General features: G+C 27.8%; 19 protein-coding genes and 1 rRNA gene. All 20 read right to left on the bottom strand.

Annotated features, from left to right (window positions below; translation table 11 throughout):
- Positions 1-4 precede the first annotated feature (4 nt).
- A 16S ribosomal RNA gene (locus NBW53_RS03485) occupies positions 5-1,524 on the bottom strand.
- Positions 1,525-2,267: 743 nt separating this feature from the next.
- A complete protein-coding gene (locus tag NBW53_RS10170) occupies positions 2,268-2,348 on the bottom strand; it encodes a putative holin-like toxin (protein ID WP_408647049.1) in 81 nt (26 codons plus the stop codon).
- 216 nt (positions 2,349-2,564) lie between these two features.
- Complete coding sequence (gene guaA, locus NBW53_RS03480; RefSeq protein ID WP_250278699.1) at positions 2,565-4,100, bottom strand: glutamine-hydrolyzing GMP synthase; 1,536 nt, start codon at positions 4,098-4,100, stop codon at positions 2,565-2,567.
- 17 nt (positions 4,101-4,117) lie between these two features.
- Positions 4,118-4,510, bottom strand: a complete 393-nt coding sequence (locus NBW53_RS03475) for a GerW family sporulation protein (protein WP_250278698.1) — start codon at positions 4,508-4,510, stop codon at positions 4,118-4,120.
- A 2-nt stretch (positions 4,511-4,512) separates the two neighbouring features.
- Positions 4,513-5,307 (bottom strand): DUF2953 domain-containing protein, encoded by a 795-nt coding sequence (locus tag NBW53_RS03470; RefSeq protein ID WP_250278697.1) that lies wholly within the window; start codon positions 5,305-5,307, stop codon positions 4,513-4,515.
- Positions 5,308-5,323: 16 nt separating this feature from the next.
- A complete protein-coding gene (locus NBW53_RS03465; protein ID WP_250278696.1) occupies positions 5,324-5,635 on the bottom strand; it encodes a hypothetical protein in 312 nt (103 codons plus the stop codon).
- An 8-nt stretch (positions 5,636-5,643) separates the two neighbouring features.
- Entirely contained in the window at positions 5,644-6,651 is a 1,008-nt protein-coding gene (locus NBW53_RS03460; RefSeq protein WP_250278695.1) for an NAD(P)H-dependent glycerol-3-phosphate dehydrogenase, read from the bottom strand.
- A gap of 49 nt (positions 6,652-6,700) precedes the next feature.
- Positions 6,701-7,321 (bottom strand): glycerol-3-phosphate 1-O-acyltransferase PlsY, encoded by a 621-nt coding sequence (gene plsY / locus NBW53_RS03455; RefSeq protein WP_250278694.1) that lies wholly within the window; start codon positions 7,319-7,321, stop codon positions 6,701-6,703.
- A gap of 5 nt (positions 7,322-7,326) precedes the next feature.
- Positions 7,327-8,652, bottom strand: coding sequence for a ribosome biogenesis GTPase Der (der, locus tag NBW53_RS03450; RefSeq protein WP_250278693.1), 1,326 nt, complete (start codon positions 8,650-8,652; stop codon positions 7,327-7,329).
- A gap of 4 nt (positions 8,653-8,656) precedes the next feature.
- Positions 8,657-9,994 (bottom strand): DUF512 domain-containing protein, encoded by a 1,338-nt coding sequence (locus NBW53_RS03445; protein WP_250278692.1) that lies wholly within the window; start codon positions 9,992-9,994, stop codon positions 8,657-8,659.
- A gap of 50 nt (positions 9,995-10,044) precedes the next feature.
- Complete coding sequence (gene pnuC / locus NBW53_RS03440) at positions 10,045-10,731, bottom strand: nicotinamide riboside transporter PnuC (protein ID WP_250278691.1); 687 nt, start codon at positions 10,729-10,731, stop codon at positions 10,045-10,047.
- Between the two features lie 25 nt (positions 10,732-10,756).
- Positions 10,757-11,566 (bottom strand): peptidoglycan editing factor PgeF, encoded by an 810-nt coding sequence (gene pgeF / locus NBW53_RS03435; RefSeq protein WP_250278690.1) that lies wholly within the window; start codon positions 11,564-11,566, stop codon positions 10,757-10,759.
- Positions 11,567-11,574: 8 nt separating this feature from the next.
- Positions 11,575-11,919: a YraN family protein gene (locus NBW53_RS03430; protein WP_250278689.1), complete on the bottom strand. Its 345-nt coding sequence runs from the start codon at positions 11,917-11,919 to the stop codon at positions 11,575-11,577.
- Positions 11,909-12,202 (bottom strand): EscU/YscU/HrcU family type III secretion system export apparatus switch protein, encoded by a 294-nt coding sequence (locus NBW53_RS03425; protein ID WP_250278688.1) that lies wholly within the window; start codon positions 12,200-12,202, stop codon positions 11,909-11,911. Before NBW53_RS03425 ends, NBW53_RS03430 begins: the two co-directional genes overlap by 11 nt.
- A gap of 19 nt (positions 12,203-12,221) precedes the next feature.
- Positions 12,222-12,983 (bottom strand): ribonuclease HII, encoded by a 762-nt coding sequence (locus tag NBW53_RS03420; RefSeq protein WP_250278687.1) that lies wholly within the window; start codon positions 12,981-12,983, stop codon positions 12,222-12,224.
- Between the two features lie 133 nt (positions 12,984-13,116).
- A complete protein-coding gene (locus tag NBW53_RS03415; protein WP_250278686.1) occupies positions 13,117-13,572 on the bottom strand; it encodes a DUF4358 domain-containing protein in 456 nt (151 codons plus the stop codon).
- Between the two features lie 79 nt (positions 13,573-13,651).
- Positions 13,652-14,545, bottom strand: coding sequence for a LysR family transcriptional regulator (locus NBW53_RS03410; RefSeq protein WP_250278685.1), 894 nt, complete (start codon positions 14,543-14,545; stop codon positions 13,652-13,654).
- A gap of 383 nt (positions 14,546-14,928) precedes the next feature.
- Positions 14,929-16,749, bottom strand: coding sequence for a glutamine--fructose-6-phosphate transaminase (isomerizing) (glmS, locus tag NBW53_RS03405; RefSeq protein ID WP_250278684.1), 1,821 nt, complete (start codon positions 16,747-16,749; stop codon positions 14,929-14,931).
- Positions 16,750-17,202: 453 nt separating this feature from the next.
- Entirely contained in the window at positions 17,203-17,754 is a 552-nt protein-coding gene (gene frr / locus NBW53_RS03400; protein ID WP_250278683.1) for a ribosome recycling factor, read from the bottom strand.
- 21 nt (positions 17,755-17,775) lie between these two features.
- Complete coding sequence (pyrH, locus tag NBW53_RS03395) at positions 17,776-18,477, bottom strand: UMP kinase (RefSeq protein ID WP_250278682.1); 702 nt, start codon at positions 18,475-18,477, stop codon at positions 17,776-17,778.
- Positions 18,478-18,505: the final 28 nt, after the last annotated feature.

Raw genomic sequence — 18,505 nt, 5'->3', positions numbered from 1 at the left:
TTAGAAAGGAGGTGATCCAGCCGCACCTTCCGATACGGCTACCTTGTTACGACTTCACCCCAGTCACTGGCTTCACCTTCGACTGCTCCTCCCTTGCGGTTAGGTCACAGGCTTCGGGCGCTTCCAACTCCCATGGTGTGACGGGCGGTGTGTACAAGACCCGGGAACGTATTCACCGCGACATTCTGATTCGCGATTACTAGCGATTCCAACTTCATGTAGTCGAGTTGCAGACTACAATCCGAACTGGGACTGCTTTTTTGTGCTTTGCTCCATATCACTATCTTGCTTCACTTTGTTACAGCCATTGTAGCACGTGTGTAGCCCTAAACATAAGGGGCATGATGATTTGACGTCATCCCCACCTTCCTCCGTGTTATCCACGGCAGTCTCCCTAGAGTGCCCATCCGAATTGCTGGCTACTAAGAATAGGGGTTGCGCTCGTTGCGGGACTTAACCCAACATCTCACGACACGAGCTGACGACAACCATGCACCACCTGTCACCGATGTTCCGAAGAAAGTCTGCATTACACAGATTGTCATCGGGATGTCAAGTTTAGGTAAGGTTCTTCGCGTTGCTTCGAATTAAACCACATGCTCCACCGCTTGTGCGGGTCCCCGTCAATTCCTTTGAGTTTCAACCTTGCGGTCGTACTCCCCAGGTGGAGTGCTTATTGCGTTTGCTGCGGCACCGAGAATCTCTTCCCAACACCTAGCACTCATCGTTTACGGCGTGGACTACCAGGGTATCTAATCCTGTTCGCTCCCCACGCTTTCGTGACTCAGCGTCAGTTTCAGTCCAGTAAGCCGCCTTCGCCACCGGTGTTCTTCCTAATATCTACGCATTTCACCGCTACACTAGGAATTCCGCTTACCTCTCCTGTACTCTAGTTACACAGTTTCTTATGCAGCCCTGAGGTTGAGCCCCAGAATTTCACATATGACTTGCATAACCGCCTACTCACCCTTTACACCCAGTAAATCCGGATAACGCTTGCACCATACGTATTACCGCGGCTGCTGGCACGTATTTAGCCGGTGCTTCTTATTCAGGTACCGTCATTTATTTCTTCCCTGTCGATAGAAGTTTACATACCGAAATACTTCTTCCTTCACGCGGCGTTGCTGCATCAGGGTTCCCCCCATTGTGCAATATTCCCCACTGCTGCCTCCCGTAGGAGTTTGGACCGTGTCTCAGTTCCAATGTGGCCGATCACCCTCTCAGGTCGGCTACTGATCGTCGCCTTGGTAGGCCTTTACCCCACCAACTAGCTAATCATACGCGGGCCCCTCCTATACCACCTCAGTTTTTCCAACTTGTAGATGCCTACTTGTTGGCTTATCAGGTATTAGCATCAATTTCTCAATGTTATCCCTGTGTATAGGGCAGGTTACCCACGCGTTACTCACCCGTCCGCCGCTAAGTTTTATAAAAGCAAGCTCCCATAAAACTCCGCTCGACTTGCATGTGTTAGGCACGCCGCCAGCGTTCATCCTGAGCCAGGATCAAACTCTCATTTTAATTCCTTAAACTTTAAGTTTAATTCGCTCAGATTACTCTGACTTTTTCCTCTTTTTTAGTGTTTTTTCTCACTTGAATTTTTCGGGTTGTCTAATTCACTTTTTGATTATTTAGTTTTCAATGTTCAATATTTTATAATATCTTTAACTAATCTCATTTTTTATAAATTTTATTAGTTACTTGTTCTATTATAACATTTTTTTCATTTTTGTCAAGCTTTTTTTATTTTTTCTTGACTTTTTTATCTTTTTTGTTTTTTTGTCGTTTTGCGACTTTATAAGTTTATCACTTATCTTTCACATTGTCAAGAACTTTTTTCATTTTTTTACATTTTTACTTTTTCTTAACAAATTAACTTATACGACTTGATTATATTAACATATTATACAAATATTGTCAACACTTTTTATTCATTAATTTTCTATTTTATATAAAATATATAATAATTAATTTGTATTTATAAAAAAAGATAATACTTTATATTACAATAATTTTATTTAATATCTTCTCCCCTTTTTATGTCCTAATATTCAGTACACAAGAATATAGAAACAACACTAAATACCTATTCTTATTTATATCCTAACAAGCAAAAAGAGGTGTCAGAAAAGCTAAATAATTTATTTTAATATCTATACGCTATATTATATGTATAAGGGTAAGTTAACTATAAAAGATAGTTAACCCCAAATGGTTTATTTTTTATTTAGCCACTCTGGTTGCAACATGGTGGTTAGTTTTTCTTACTTTTTTATATATGTAAGAAGTGTTAAGAGGAACATTCCACCTATAAATAATAATTCTAAAGTATCTTTTATATTCATATTAACACCCCCTTTACTCTAGTTTAATAAAGTTAAAGTAAAGGGGCTAACTCTATTTTAAAAATTAAACATACCCCTTATGCAATTACCCTAAAAACATTATACAAATTAATATATAAAAATTCAAATAAATATTTTTAGTACCAAATTAGTATCATTAAATAAAAAATATCCCCTATATACCTTGATATATAGGGGTTTCTAGTTAATTGGTTTCTATTCCCACTCAATAGTTGCTGGTGGCTTGCTAGTTATATCATATACTACTCTATTAACATTAGGTACTTCATTTACCATTCTAACACTAATTTTTTCCAATACATCATAAGGAATTCTAGCCCAATCTGCACTCATAGCATCAAGGCTTGTAACACCTCTTAAGGCGATAGTATAGCTATAAGTTCTTTCATCACCCATAACACCAACGCTTCTAATACCTGTTAATACTGTAAAATATTGCCAAATTTCTCTATCAAGACCTGCTTTTGCTATCTCATCTCTAAATACAAAGTCTGTTTGTCTAAGTATATCAAGTTTTTCTTTAGTAATATCTCCTATTATTCTTATAGCAAGACCTGGTCCTGGGAATGGTTGTCTATGCACAAGAAAATCTGGAATACCAATAGCAGTACCAACTGCTCTAACTTCATCTTTAAATAAATCTCTAAGAGGTTCTATAATCTCTTTAAAGTCTACAACATCTGGTAGCCCTCCTACATTATGATGGCTTTTTATAACAGCTGACGTTTTAGTTCCACTTTCAATAACATCTGGATAAATAGTTCCTTGTACAAGAAAATCTACAGAGCCTATTTTTTTAGCTTCTTCTTCAAAAACTCTAATAAATTCTTCACCTATTATCTTTCTTTTAGTTTCTGGGTCTGATATACCAGCAAGTTTATCTAAAAATCTGTCTTCAGCATTAACACGTATAAGGTTCATATCAAATTGTTCTTTAAAAACAGACATAACCTCATCACCCTCGTTAAGACGCATAAGGCCGTGGTCAACAAAAACACAAGTAAGATTTTTACCAATAGCTTTATGTACTAAAACTGCTGCAACAGATGAATCTACACCACCAGATAATGCACATAAAACTTTTTTATCCCCTATTTTTTCTTTTAATTTTTTTATCATTTCATTTGCAATTTCTGTCATTACCCAATCTCCAGAACATTTACAAATTTTATATAAGAAATTTTTAATAATATCATTACCAAATTCTGTATGTACAACTTCTGGGTGGAATTGTACCCCATAAAGATTTTTTTCTTTATTAAATATACTTGCTGTTGGGCAAGTATCTGTTGTAGCTATAACTTCAAATCCTTTAGGTACTTCTGTAATATAGTAAGTATGACTCATCCAACATACACTATTTTTATTTATCCCTTCAAATAATTGATTTGTATTATTTACTGTTAGTTCTGCTTTTCCATATTCTTTTTTATCTGCTTTACCAACTTGTCCACCTGTTAAATATCCCATAAGCTGACAACCATAACATATGCCAAAAACAGGTACACCTATTTCAAATATCTCTTTATCTACAATAGGTGCATCTTCTTCTGTTACAACGCTAGGACCTCCAGTAAATATAATTCCTTTAGGATTTTTCGCCTTAATTTCTTCTACAGGTGTATCATATGGTAACACCTCACAATAAACATTTAAATCTCTAACTCTCCTAGCTATAAGTTGGTTGTATTGACCACCAAAGTCTAAAACAATTATAAGCTCGTGCTTCATAAAATTTCCTCCAAAAATTATTCTTTATCTTCTATATCATTTCCTATATTTTCTTCTATATCATCTTTTTTAAAAAATGATGATATATTAAATTTAGAAACAACTCCAGGTACCATATCAATAAGTTTGTTAACACTATTTTGATTTTTAACATCTACAAGTTGTACAGAGCCATTTTGAACAACAAGCATAGCCGAAGGAGATATTTTTGCCCCCAAGCCACCGCCTGAATTTTCATTATTTTTTTCTTTTCTTTCATAAGAGCCAGCTCCAACTCCAACAGAAATATCTACTAAAGGAACAATTATTACATCACCTATATTGATAGGTTCTCCAACAACTGTTTTAGAAGATATAAATCCTTCCATTTTACTAAATAAAACTTCTAAACTACTATTAAGATTTGACATAATCATTCTCCTTTACTAAAAATAATTTTTCTTATAGGTTTTTTACTAATAAATATAATTATAGGTAATAATATTTTAATTAAAGCTGTCTTACATTTTATTTCTACATCGGCTAAAAATACTTCTTTTTCAAAATCTGGCATAATACTTATATTTTTAATATATTTTTTTGGTAAAAAAGGTATTATAGAACTTATTATACCACAAGTATTTCCAGTTTTAAAGGGTTCATATAAACCATAATCAATATTTATTTTTATTATTTTAAATTTTATAGCTTTTATAAGCCTTTTAAGTAATAAATAAACTATATTTATTACTTCTTTTTTATTTGGATATAATAATATATTTTTAAATTTTAAAAATTTTTTATTTTTATTATGTTGTTTTTTTGTATTTTCTTCTTGTTTTAAATTTTTATTATTAACTTTTTCATTTATATCTTTATTTTTTTCAGTCTTTTTATAAATATTTTTATTTATTTCTTCTTCTTTATCAACTGAACAAATATAAACTTCTTCTTTTTCATTATTATCTATATCTTTATTTTTCTTAAATTTTTGTAAATTTATACCCAAAATTTTAAAACAATTTATATTTTTATTATTGTCCAAAATATAGGTAAATAATCCAAAAATGTAGCTTACTTTAATAAAATAACTTATTTCTTCATTTTTTTTAAATATAACTTTAAGTTTTATATTAGAAAAAATAATTATAAAAAAGATAATTAATATTAAAGCTAAAATTATACCTATTATTTTTAATAAACCTAATAAAATAGCTAAAATTTTCATATAATCACCAATAATATTATTTGTTTTTTATAAATTTTTGTTTTATATGATTTATGTCTTTTATATTATCTTGAAAAATATCTTTTATCAATATAAATGCTTGATTTTTACCATACGCCATACCTATTACAGTATAATCTTTATTTTTATATCTATCTTTAAAAGCCTCTGTTAAAGAAAATATTTCAAATGTATGATTAATATTTTTAGATATACATACTAAATACAAGTCAAATATATTAATATTATTTTTAATTTTTTCAATTATTTCATCTTTGTTAGATATATTTTTATATAAATATAGGTTTTTATAAAATTTTAGATTCATTATATCACCTAAGCTAAAAGATTTGGTTCTTCTTGTTCATCTGTTTTATTTCTTGTCATAAGAGTAATAACTGCATCTCTAGTATTTTTATTATTATATAATACTTCATTAATCTCTGTTGTTATAGGCATATCAACATTGTATTTTTTAGATAAATCATAAGCTGCTTTCGCTGTATTTACACCTTCTACAACCATTTTTATTTCATCTAATGTTTCTTCTAATGTTTTGCCTTGTCCTAAAAGCATACCTGCTCGTCTATTTCTACTATGCATACTTGTACAAGTAACTATTAAATCTCCTATACCTGTAAGCCCTGAAAAAGTTTCTCTTTTCGCTCCCATAGCCATTCCAAGTCTTGCTATTTCAGTCATACCCCTTGTCATAAGAGCAGATTTTGTATTATCTCCAAAGCCACAACCATCAGATGCTCCTGCCGCTAAAGCTATAAGATTTTTTAAAGCCCCACCTAGCTCTACTCCTATTATATCCATATTAGTATATACTCTAAACGTAACACTCATAAAAACATCTTGTACTTTTTTAGCTACTTCTATATCATAAGCCGATGCAACACAAGCCGTAGCCATATCTTTTCCTACCTCTTCTGCGTGGCTAGGACCAGATAAAACTGCAACTTTACTATTAGGTATAACCTCTTGTATAACTTGAGATAATCTAAATAATGTTCCTTCTTCTAATCCTTTAGCTACATTTACAATTATTCTACCATCATTAAATGTATTTTTAAATCTTTCGCTTATTTCTCTAACAGCTTTAGAAGGAACTGCTAAAATAATCATTTCCATATCTTTTAAGTCTTCATCAATATTTGTAACTTTTAGATTATCTGATAACTTAACTCCGGGTAAAAATTTTTTATTTTCTCTATCATTATTTAAAGCTTCTACTTCATCTTTATTAAAGCCCCAAATAGTAACATTATGACCATTTTTATCAAGTAAATAAGCAAGGGCTGTTCCCCAGCTACCTGCTCCAACAACACCTATATTCATAAAATTTCCTCCCTTCAAATTATACATATAAATTATAATAATATTATACCTAATTATTATTTTTAAAAGAAAATTTTCTTTCTTCTCCTTTAATAAGCCTTTTTATATTTTCTCTATGTTGATAATAACATAAAATCATAACCATTGCCATAATAATTATTTCTTCAATAGGCATTTTTACAATTATCATAAGTATGAAAAAAACAAAAGTCATAACTAAAGATGCTAAAGATATATATTTTGATATATAAGCAACTAGAAATCCAATAACATAAGTTATTATAGCAATAGTTGGATTTACAAAAAGTAAAAATCCTAAAGTAGTAGCAACGCCTTTCCCCCCTTTAAATTTTAAATAAAAAGGAAAATCGTGCCCTATAATAGCTCCAAATCCGGCATAAACACCATATAACACAGAGCCACCACTTAAAAATAGGTTTCCACTAAAAATAAAGTTACAAAGATTAAAAGCAATAAGTCCTTTTAATATGTCAAAAATAAATACAAATATACCAGCTTTCGCTCCAAGCACTCTAGTAACATTTGTCATACCTGCATTACCACTGCCATGCTCTCTTATATCTATTTTACCAACTATTTTACCTACAATAAAAGCAGACTGTATACAACCTATAAAATAACCAATAATAAAGCTTAAAACTCTTTCCATTTTATTTAGTTCCTTTCAGACTTATTTCTAGCTATAAAATGTATAGGTGTTCCACTAAATCCAAATGCTTCTCTCAATTGATTTTCTATATATCTTTTATATGAAAAATGTAAAAGCTCTGTATCATTTACAAATAATATAAATGTAGGAGGCTTTACAGAAACTTGTGTTATATAATATATTTTTAAAAGACGTCCTTTTTCTGCTGGTGGTTGATTAAGTGCCATAGCCTCTATTAAAACATCATTTAACATACCTGTTGATATACGCCTTGTACTATTTTGGCTACAATAATTTATAGTTTCAAAAAGTTTATGAACTCTTTGCCCTGTTAATGCAGATATAAACATTTTAGGTGCATAAGACATATACTTAAATTCTTTATCTATTTCTTTTATAAAATTATTCATAGTTTTATTATCTTTTTCTATCAAATCCCACTTATTAACAACAATTATTGTAGGTTTACCTGCTTCGTGGGCAATACCAGCTATTTTGGTATCTTGGTCTGTTATACCTTCTGTTGCATTTATCATAAGTATGCATACATCTGCTCTTTCAACTGCCGCCACTGCTCTTATTATACTATATTTTTCTATACTTTCTTTAATCTTGCTTTGTCTTCTCATACCAGCAGTATCAATAAATACATACTTTTGTCCATCTTTTTCATAAGGTGTATCTATTGCATCTCTTGTTGTACCTGCAATATCACTAACAATAACTCTTTCTTCTCCAAGTATTCTATTTACTAATGATGATTTACCTACATTAGGCTTACCTATAATAGCAACTTTTATAGTATCATCTTCTTCATCATATTCTATATCTTTAGGAAAATTTTTAACTACTTCATCTAAAAGGTCACCAAGCCCTATAGCTTGTCCTGCAGATACACCAAAAGGCTCTCCTATTCCAAGTTGATAAAACTCATAAATATCCATACCATATTTTCTTAAATCGTCCATTTTGTTTACTGCCAAAACAACTGGTTTATTTGCTTTTCTTAAAATATTAGCTACTTGCATATCTGCATCTGTTACACCAGTTTTTATATCTACAACAAATAATATAACATCTGCTGTTTCAATAGCAATTTGTGCTTGTGTATACATTTGTTTTAAAATAATATCATCACTTTCTGGCTCAAGCCCACCTGTGTCTATTAATGTAAATTTATGATTAAGCCATTCTGCCTCAGCATATATTCTATCTCTTGTTACACCTGGTGTATCTTCTACAATAGATATTCTTTCTTCAGCTATCCTATTAAATAAAGTAGATTTACCTACATTAGGTCTCCCAACTACTGCAACTATTGGTTTTGCCATTTTTTTATCCTCCTATAAATTGTTTTATAAAATCTGCCCCATTATCTTTGGACAAGCAAACTTTTATATTAAGTTCTCTTTCTATATCTGTTATGTCCATATCATCTAGCAAAACTGTATCATCTGCTCTTACACAATTTTCTGGTAAAAATAATATATCTCCAAGCTCTTTATCTTTTAACTGATTTACTATATCACCACCTGTTAAAAGCCCCGATACTGTTATTGTTTTTCCAAAAAAGTCATTTCTTATTTCATACACATTAATTTTAGTATTACTAAATTTTTCACATATTTTATCACATAATTTTTTTATAAGAGGATAAGCCAATTTAGCTGTTGCTACAGAATAAACTCGTTTAATGTTATCCCCTTTTAATGTATTAAAATATTCAAAAAATTCCTCTTCCATTAATGTTATCATACCCACACCATTTTCTAATTGTGGGTATCCTTCATAATAATCTCCATTAGGTAGATTTATATCGGCCTTTAAATAAAATTCATCTGATAAAAATACAAACTTTGTTCCATATTTTTTCTGTAATTTTTCTTGCCAAGCCTCTACTTGTTTTATAATATTTAAGCTATCTTCTTTAGAAAAGCTCTCTATTTGTGGTAAATTATCTCTATATTTTGTTACACCTAATGGAACAATAGCCATACTACACCCTAAATGTACATATTTGCTTAAATCTTCTATACTTTTATCTAATATATGTTTATCATTTACATCTTTACATAAAACTATTTGAAAATTCATCTTTATATTAGCATTTGCTAATTTTTCTATTTGATGCATAATTTTAACAGAATTTGGGTTTTTTAACATAAACTTTCTAATTTCTGTGTCTGTTGCGTGCACCGATATATTTATAGGTGATAGATGATAAAAAATAATACGGTCTAAATCTTCATCTTTCATATTAGTAAGAGTTATATAATTACCTTGTAAAAAAGATAACCTAGAATCATCATCTTTAAAATATATTGTTTTTCTCATACCCTTAGGGTTTTGGTCAATAAAGCAAAATATACATTTATTAGAACAACTTTTAGCTTTATCCATAAGCCCACTTTCAAAAACTATACCCAAGTCTTCAAAATCATCTTTTTCTATTTCTAATTCCCATTCTTCATTATTGGGCTTTCTTATAACAACATTTATATATTCATCTTGTATAAGGTATCTATAATCTAAAACATCTTTTATATATGTATCATTTATACTAACAAGTATATCTCCTGGTTCTATCCCCATTTCTTCTGCTATACTATCTTTTTCTACCTTTATTATAATATTTTGATTTTTTCCAATTTTTTCTGGTTCTCTTTCGTTCAATTCACAACATCAAAACTATTTGTTTTGACTACTCCTTTCTACTTTTTTGATTAATCATTAGGTTTTGTATCTTTTATCCATTTTATTAACATAATAACTGAGTTTATAAAATATACTATCCACATTAAAAGAGTAGCAACATCACTTTGATTTTGTATAAAGGTATCAACCCACATATATATAGATACAGCATTTATAATAATCCATAATACCCATTGCTCCATTAAACGTTTAACTGTAAAAATCATAGCTAAAATACTTAAACAAGTTGAAATACTGTCTATATAAGGTAATCTTCCTCCCAATTTAGATAATATAAACCCATAAATTATTATTATAATACTTGTTATAGATAAATATATAAAATTTTCTTTTATTGTCAATCTTTCTTTTTCTACTTCATAATTTTTGGCACTAATTTTCTTTTTCCACATAACCCAACCTATAAATTGCATAGGCACGTAATAAAAAGCATTTAACATAGCATCTCCATAAAATTTAGATGAAAATGCAATAAACGCATATAAAGATGTATTTATAAGTCCAAATATGTATGATGACATTTTACCTTTACCAACTAAAACAACACATAATATACCTGTTATAGAAGATATTATACCTATTACATTTTCTTTCCAGTAGATAGATAAAGCTAATATAATTGATACGGATATAACTAACCAAATAACCTCACTTTTTTTCCATCCTAAAAGTTCATTTTTTATAAATTCTCTCATCTTATATATACTCCTCAAAGTTTATTTATTGAAAACTAATTATACCGGCAAGGCTTCCTCTTTCATTTCCCATAGCTCTATGAGAAAAAAATATATCTTTATTACACATAGTACAAAGTTTGCTAATTTCTATATTTTTTTCTAAAACTCCACTATTTATTATAGTTTGTTTAATTATTTTTTGTAAATCTATTTTATATTTATTTTTGCAATTTTCATCGTCAAAAATATATTTATTTGAAAATGATAAATTTTGTCTAAATTCATTTACAACTTCTTCTCCTACTTGAAAACAACATTTTTCTATAGAAGGTCCTATACCAATTATTAAATCTTTTGGATTAGAGCCATATTCTTTAACCATTTTATTCACTGTTTTAGCGCCTATCTCTTTAACTGTTCCACGCCAACCGCTATGAGCAATACCTATAGCTTTATTTACATTATCTACTATAAATATAGGAACACAATCGGCATAAAATGTTACTAAAACAATATCTTTTTCATTTGTTATAAGTGCATCATATCCTTTTATATCACTCTCCTTTAAAAGCCCTTTTCCAATGTCATCTTTAGTAACTTTATATACTTTATCACTATGAACTTGATTCGAAAAAACAGTATTTTTATAATCAAGACCTATTGCACTACATATTATTTCATAATTTTTTATAACATTTTCTTTTTTATCATCTCTAAAATGAAGATTCATACTTTCATAAAATCCAGTAGATACTCCACCAAATTTAGTTGAAAAACAGTGTTTAACTTCCTTTATATTTCCTATGTTTTCAAATGTATAATATTTTAAATCACCTTTTTTATTTAATAACATAAAACACCTCAATAAAAAGCACTTTCTATATGTATAATATTATCCCCTATAATCTCTATTACGTCAAAGCAAAAATCTACGTTGGTTAAATTATTTTCAGTTATATAACAAAGAGCAGTTGCTTTTATTTTTTCTTGTTTTTTTCTAGAAACTGCTTCTCTAGGATAGCCTTTGTCAATATTTTTTCTATATTTGACCTCTACAAAAAATATATATGTGTCTTTCTTTGCTATAATATCTATTTCTCCAAACTTTTTTTGATAATTAGTGGCTATAATAGAATAACCTTTATTTAATAAAAAATCAATAGCCTTTTTTTCTGCAACTTTTCCTTTTTGTCTATTATTTTCCATTTTTCATATATTCCTGTCTTTTATCTAAGTTGCTTACAAATAATAAAACTTGGGCTACAACCTCATAAAGATGTGGAGGAATATTAAGCCCTGAGTCTATTTTATCAAGTTCTTCTACTAATTCTTTATTTTCATATATAGTAACATTAGAATCTCTAGCATTTTCTAATATTTTTTCTGCTACGTATCCTTGACCTTTTGCAACAACCTTAGGTGCTATCATTTGAGAATTATATTTTATAGCAACAGCTTTTTTATCTTTTATTGGCTTATTATTATTCATAAAATCATTCCTTATAATATTATATATAATTTTTTATAAAACTATTTCTATGTATAGGGCAAGGTCCATATTTTTTTAATGCCTCTATATGTTCTTTTGTTCCATACCCCTTATTTTCATTAAATTTATATTGTGGATAAAGAAGGTGCATTTTATTCATATATTCATCTCTTGTAACTTTGGCTATAATGCTAGCCGATGCAACAGATATACTTTTTTCATCTGCTTTTGTCATAGAAATATAAGGTATGTCTGTGTCGATATGGATAGAATCTAAAATAAGATAATCTGGCTTATTTTTTAAATCTTCTATGTTTTTAATCATAGACTTTTTGGTAGCTTCTAAAATATTTATATCATCTATAACATGGTTATCCTCCATATTTATAGCTATATCTAATGCATTTTCTTTTATTTTAATAAAAAGCTCTTCTCTTTTTTTCTCACTTAATTTTTTAGAATCATTTATCCCCAAAACTTGAAAATCTTTTGGTAAAATAACACAAGCTGTTACAACTGGTCCTGCAAAAGGCCCACGACCAACTTCATCTATACCAGCTATTAATGTTTTTCCTTGAAAATATGCTTCATTTTCATATCTTTTCATATTTTCTATTCTCAATAATTCTTGTTTATATTTAATAAACTTATTATTATAAGATTCTATTATATTTTTTACACCTTTTCTTTCATCTTGTATATATTTTTCAATTAATTCATTAATATTATTTATAGGTTGGTTTAAAAATTCTTGTTTAATCTCTTGTATACTTTTACTCATATTTTTATCCTTTTAAGTATAGTTTTTTCCTATTATACAATAAAAACTATCTATATTCAATATATTTATATTTTATAATTATTATAAAAGGCAATCAGTTCTTTAACTAATCGCCTTATTATAAATAATAATTTTATTCAAAGCAACTATCAAATAAATTTTCTATCTCTTTGGCTTTATTTGATATAGCCATTATAACATATAAATCTTTAGTTTTTAATATGTGTTTTTCTATTTTAGACATTTCCATTTCATTATGTTTCCAAGAATCTGAAACACTAATTATCTCTGTAGACAATGCTCTTTCTATATTTTCAACTGTATCTTTAGATGAAGCTTTAGCAATAATTATTTTATCACTTTTGTCTTCATCTTTTGTATAATAAACTACTCCACTTTCAATATCATTCGGTGATATTCCATATCTCTCAGCAACACTTTGTTGTTTCAAGTCTTCTTCTACAGAATTTTCAAATGTTATTTTTTTATTTATTACACTTAAAATATATTCACTTGATAAATTAGGTAATTCATTTTTAGAACAACCTATTAATAAAAAACAAAAAATAAATAGTAATATTTTTTTCATAAAACACCTCATATAAATTTTTAATTTTATATATTATTTGTTTTTTAAAAAAATATATACTAATATCTAATAAATACAGTTAAAAAAGGCTATACTGTGGAAAACTTTTACAAAGTTCTATAAAATATTGTATTTCTTCATTTAAAAATTTATTTTTATGATATAAAAGGCATAAATCTCTAGATAAATTTTCCATTCCTTCCACTTCTATAGCTTTAAGCTCATTTCTTTCTATCTCGTCTTTAACAGCCATAATAGACAAAACTGAAAAACCTTGCCCTTTTTTTAATGAATTTTTTATAGTTTCTACACTTGTGCAATTCCATTTACAATCTACTTTAATATTATTTTGGTTTAAAAACTTTTGAAATTGACTTCTTTCTTTGCTCCCATCTTCTCTAGCTATCATTGACTTATTATTTAAGTCTTTTAAAGAAATTTTTTCTTTTAATGCAAGTTCGTGGTTTAATCCACAAACTACTACCAGTCTATCTTTTAAAAATGGAATTTTTACAATATCTGTATTATATGTTTCTCCTTCAACTATTCCTATATCTATATCATTATTTATAATTTTTTCCTCTATTATTTTAGTATTGTCTACAGTTATCTTTATATCTATATCCTTATATTTTTTCTCAAATTTTTCCATTATTGTAGGTAAAATATATGTACCAAATGTTAAACTACTACCTATTCTAATATACATGTTATTGTGATTATTTTTAAACTCTTTTTCCATATTATCAAAGGTACTAACAATATATCTAGAATACTTTAATAAATTTTCTCCATCTTTTGTTAAATATAACCTTTGTGATAATCTTTCAAAAATTCTTATATTATAATATTCTTCTATTTCTCTGATAGCTTGACTAACAGAAGGCTGAGATATAAATAACTTTTTTGCTGCATTACTCATTGTTTTGTAATCTACAACAGAAATAAATATTTTTAAATGTCTTATTGTCATTTTATAATCACTCCTCAATTTTGCCTGTATAGATTATAACTAATTTGATATACATATGTCAATACTTATAACTTTTAAAGGATATATTGTTTATTTATCATTAATTATGTAAAAAATTATATAATCTAATCTTATTAATATATTTTAATAGTTTTTTATAATAGTTAGAGTATAGCTTAATAGATAAAAGTTATAAAGTATTAGCTAAATACACTCAACACCAATTAGAATACTAATTAATATAATTACTATAATATTTGTTATACAAATTTTTAATATTACTAAATATAAAATAAAAAGGTTATACACTATTTATAATTAATTACTTTTTACTTATTATAAATAGTGTATAACCTTTAATTTTTTATAATATTATAAATTTTTTATTCAACTGTAACAGATTTAGCTAAATTTCTAGGCATATCCACATCACAACCACGTTTAACTGCGATATAATAAGATATCAACTGCATAGGTATAATAGCTACAGATGAAATAAATTCTTCTTTTATTTTAGGTATAAAAATTATATCATCTGCTATATCATCTAAGTTTTCATACCCCTCTTTTGCAATAAGAATTACTTTTGCTCCACGTGCTTTAACTTCTTTTAAATTAGATATAGTTTTAGGAATAAGCTCATCTTGTGTTAAAACTCCAAAAACAACTGTATCTTTTTCTATTAATGCAATACTACCGTGTTTTAATTCTCCTGCCGCATATGCTTCACTATGAATATAAGATATTTCTTTTAATTTTAATGAAAATTCTAAAGACATGCAGTAGTCTAACCCTCTACCAATAATAAATGCATTATCTACATTATAATATTTGTTTGCAATTTCTTTAACTTTTTCTTCTAAGTTTAATACTTGTTCTATATAATTATCTAAATTTTTCAAACTTTCAATATATTCTTTAAAACTATCATTACTTATAGTTTTTCTAATATGTGCAAATTTAATACAAATCATATATAATATACTTAATTGAGTAGAATACCCTTTAGTTGTTGCTACTGCTATTTCTGGACCTGCTAATGTATATAAAACTTCATCACTTTCTCTAGCTATTGAGCTACCAACAACATTAACAATAGATATAACTTTAACTCCATTTTCTTTAGCCAATCTAAGTGCTGCTAATGTATCTGCAGTTTCTCCAGACTGACTTATAATAATACATATATCATTTTTATTTAAAATAGGATTTTTATATCTAAACTCAGATGCTATGTCTAATTCTACTGGTATACGACACATATTTTCAATAATATATTTTCCTACCATACCAGCGTGCCAAGCACTTCCACAAGCAACTATATGAATTTTATTTATATTATTAATTTGTTCATTAGTAAAAGAAAAATTTTCAAAAAATACATCATCTTGTAAAATTTTACTGCTAATACATTTTTTTATACAAGCTGGTTGCTCAAAAATTTCTTTTAGCATAAAATAATCATATCCATTTTTTTCTGCCAAAGATATATCCCAATTAACTTCAAAAGTTTCTTTTTTTACTATATTTTTTTCTAAATCAAAAATAGTAACGCTATCTTTTTTTATAATAGCCATTTCCATATCATCTAAAAAATAATATTTTTTAGTATTTTCTAATATAGCTGGTACATCAGATGCTATAAAATTCTCATTTTCACCAACTCCGATAATAAGCGGACTATCTTTTCTAGCAACAACAAATGAATCTTTATGGTCTTCACAAATTACACATATTGCATAAGACCCCTTTATATCTTTTAAAACTTTAGATAATGTATTTATCATATCTCCATCATAATAACTATGATATAAATGTACTATAACTTCTGTATCTGTTTCTGAAATAAAATTATAGCCTTTTTTTTGTAACATTTCTTTAAGTTCTAAATAATTTTCTATAATTCCATTATGAACAATAGCAATTTTTTTATCATTAGAAAAATGAGGATGAGAGTTAACTTCATTTGGTTCACCGTGAGTAGCCCATCTAGTGTGACCAATTCCAATATTTCCAGATATATTGCTTAAATTTAGTTTTTCTTCAAGGTTAGCTATTTTACCTTTTGTTTTAACTATGTTTATATCTTGGTCTAATACTGCTATACCCGAAGAATCATACCCTCTATATTCTAACTTTTTTAATCCTTTTAATAATATATTTTTTGTATCTTTATTTCCTATATATCCAACTATTCCGCACATAAATTTATTCTCCTTACAATCAATTTTAAAGTATAAACTAAAAAGAAAATAAATAAGTAATTGGATAAATTCTCTATTAAGTTACTTCCAAAAACTTATTTATTAACTTGATAGAGATTTTTTATTGGCATAACTACTTTTATTTTGTGTAAAAAGTTTCCTTTTTATTTTGTTAAAAGTCTACGTTCCTCTATGCCATAGGACGAGAAGCATCCGCCGAATGATCGATAAACTTCTTCCTCGTCAGCTAAAAATAGCTCAGGCGCTTTTATTTATTAACAACTATCCTCCTTTATATAATTATATGACGTTAAAATTATAACATAACAATATATTTTTTTCAATAATAAAATTTAACAATTTAAGGCTCTTTGCTAAAATTTATAATGTTTTAAACCTCAAAACTTTAACAAAGAACCTTTTTATTAAATAATAAACTATAAAGCCCTTATATTATATAGACATAATATCTTTATTTTTTAATTCAATAGCTTTGTCTATTTCACCAACATATTTATCTGTTAATTTTTGAATTTTATCTTCTAAAGATTTTAATTCATCTTCTGTAATTTCACTATTTTTTTGCATTTTTTTAACTGTATCTATAGCATCTCTTCTAATATTTCTTATAGCAACTTTAGAATCTTCGCCTTTTTTCTTTACATCTTTAGTTAACTCTTTTCTTCTTTCTTCTGTAAGCTCAGGAAAAACAAGACGAATAACTTTACCATCATTAGAAGGATTTATACCTAAATCTGAAGTATTAATAGCTTTTTCTATATCCTTTAATGTAGATATATCATAAGGAGCTATTTGTATAAGTCTAGCCTCTGGTGTAGATATATTACCAACTTGGTTAATTGGCATTTCCATACCATAAGCTTCTACTTTTATTCTATCTAAAACGTGTGGATTAGCTCTTCCAGCTCTAATAGTACTTAATTCACTTTCAAGGCTAGAAACTGATTTTTGCATTTTTTCTTCAAAAATTTTTATATCCGACATATATTTTACCTCCAAATTTTATTATACTGTTACAATAGTACCTATTTTTTCTCCTAAACTAGCTCTAATCAAACTATTTTTTTCCAATAATCCAAAAATAATAACTGGTATTTTATTTTCATAGCATAAGTTAGCTGCTGCAATATCTATAACTTGTAAATTTTTTTCTACTATGTCTTTACAAGGTATCTGTTCAAATTTTTTAGCATCACTATAAATTGCTGGGTCTTTATCGTATACACCATCTATACTTTTAGCAAATAATATAGCATCTGCTTCAAGCTCACAAGCTCTAAGTGCTGTTATTGTATCTGTAGAAAAAAATGGGTGTCCTATACCACCAGCAAAAATTAATACTTTTTTTTCTTTTAAGTATTTTAAAGCTGATTGTTTATTAAATTGTTCTGTAATAGACCCTACCATAAATGGTGTCATAACGATTGATTCAATATTATTTTGTTTAAAACTATCTGATAAATATATCCCATTCATAATTGTTGCCATCATACCTATTTGGTCTGCCTTTGTCCTATCCATAGACTTATTAGCACTTCTACCACGCCAAAAGTTACCACCACCAACAACAATACAAACTTCCAACCCTTTTTCAATAATATCTTTTATTTGTAAAATTAAACCATTTATAATATCATTATCAAATGCCTTATCTGTATCCCCTGCTAATGCTTCTCCACTAAGTTTTAGTATAACTCTTTTATACATAAATTTTACCTTTCTTAAGTGTATATTT

This window comes from [Clostridium] colinum, from assembly GCF_940677205.1.
Lineage (GTDB): Bacteria > Bacillota > Clostridia > Lachnospirales > CAG-274 > Tyzzerella > Tyzzerella colina.
The sequence above is the reverse complement of the archived record's forward strand: the minus strand, read 5'-3'. Positions and strand labels throughout refer to the sequence as shown.

Bases quoted from the DNA above. Each gene is read 5' to 3' on its own strand.
- NBW53_RS10170 (WP_408647049.1), bottom strand. From the start codon at position 2,348: ATGAATATAAAAGATACTTTAGAATTATTATTTATAGGTGGAATGTTC.
- guaA (WP_250278699.1), bottom strand. From the start codon at position 4,100: ATGAAGCACGAGCTTATAATTGTTTTAGACTTTGGTGGTCAATACAAC.
- NBW53_RS03475 (WP_250278698.1), bottom strand. From the start codon at position 4,510: ATGTCAAATCTTAATAGTAGTTTAGAAGTTTTATTTAGTAAAATGGAA.
- NBW53_RS03470 (WP_250278697.1), bottom strand. From the start codon at position 5,307: ATGAAAATTTTAGCTATTTTATTAGGTTTATTAAAAATAATAGGTATA.
- NBW53_RS03465 (WP_250278696.1), bottom strand. From the start codon at position 5,635: ATGAATCTAAAATTTTATAAAAACCTATATTTATATAAAAATATATCT.
- NBW53_RS03460 (WP_250278695.1), bottom strand. From the start codon at position 6,651: ATGAATATAGGTGTTGTTGGAGCAGGTAGCTGGGGAACAGCCCTTGCT.
- plsY (WP_250278694.1), bottom strand. From the start codon at position 7,321: ATGGAAAGAGTTTTAAGCTTTATTATTGGTTATTTTATAGGTTGTATA.
- der (WP_250278693.1), bottom strand. From the start codon at position 8,652: ATGGCAAAACCAATAGTTGCAGTAGTTGGGAGACCTAATGTAGGTAAA.
- pnuC (WP_250278691.1), bottom strand. From the start codon at position 10,731: ATGAGAGAATTTATAAAAAATGAACTTTTAGGATGGAAAAAAAGTGAG.
- pgeF (WP_250278690.1), bottom strand. From the start codon at position 11,566: ATGTTATTAAATAAAAAAGGTGATTTAAAATATTATACATTTGAAAAC.
- NBW53_RS03430 (WP_250278689.1), bottom strand. From the start codon at position 11,919: ATGGAAAATAATAGACAAAAAGGAAAAGTTGCAGAAAAAAAGGCTATT.
- NBW53_RS03425 (WP_250278688.1), bottom strand. From the start codon at position 12,202: ATGAATAATAATAAGCCAATAAAAGATAAAAAAGCTGTTGCTATAAAA.
- NBW53_RS03420 (WP_250278687.1), bottom strand. From the start codon at position 12,983: ATGAGTAAAAGTATACAAGAGATTAAACAAGAATTTTTAAACCAACCT.
- NBW53_RS03415 (WP_250278686.1), bottom strand. From the start codon at position 13,572: ATGAAAAAAATATTACTATTTATTTTTTGTTTTTTATTAATAGGTTGT.
- NBW53_RS03410 (WP_250278685.1), bottom strand. From the start codon at position 14,545: ATGACAATAAGACATTTAAAAATATTTATTTCTGTTGTAGATTACAAA.
- glmS (WP_250278684.1), bottom strand. From the start codon at position 16,749: ATGTGCGGAATAGTTGGATATATAGGAAATAAAGATACAAAAAATATA.
- frr (WP_250278683.1), bottom strand. From the start codon at position 17,754: ATGTCGGATATAAAAATTTTTGAAGAAAAAATGCAAAAATCAGTTTCT.
- pyrH (WP_250278682.1), bottom strand. From the start codon at position 18,477: ATGTATAAAAGAGTTATACTAAAACTTAGTGGAGAAGCATTAGCAGGG.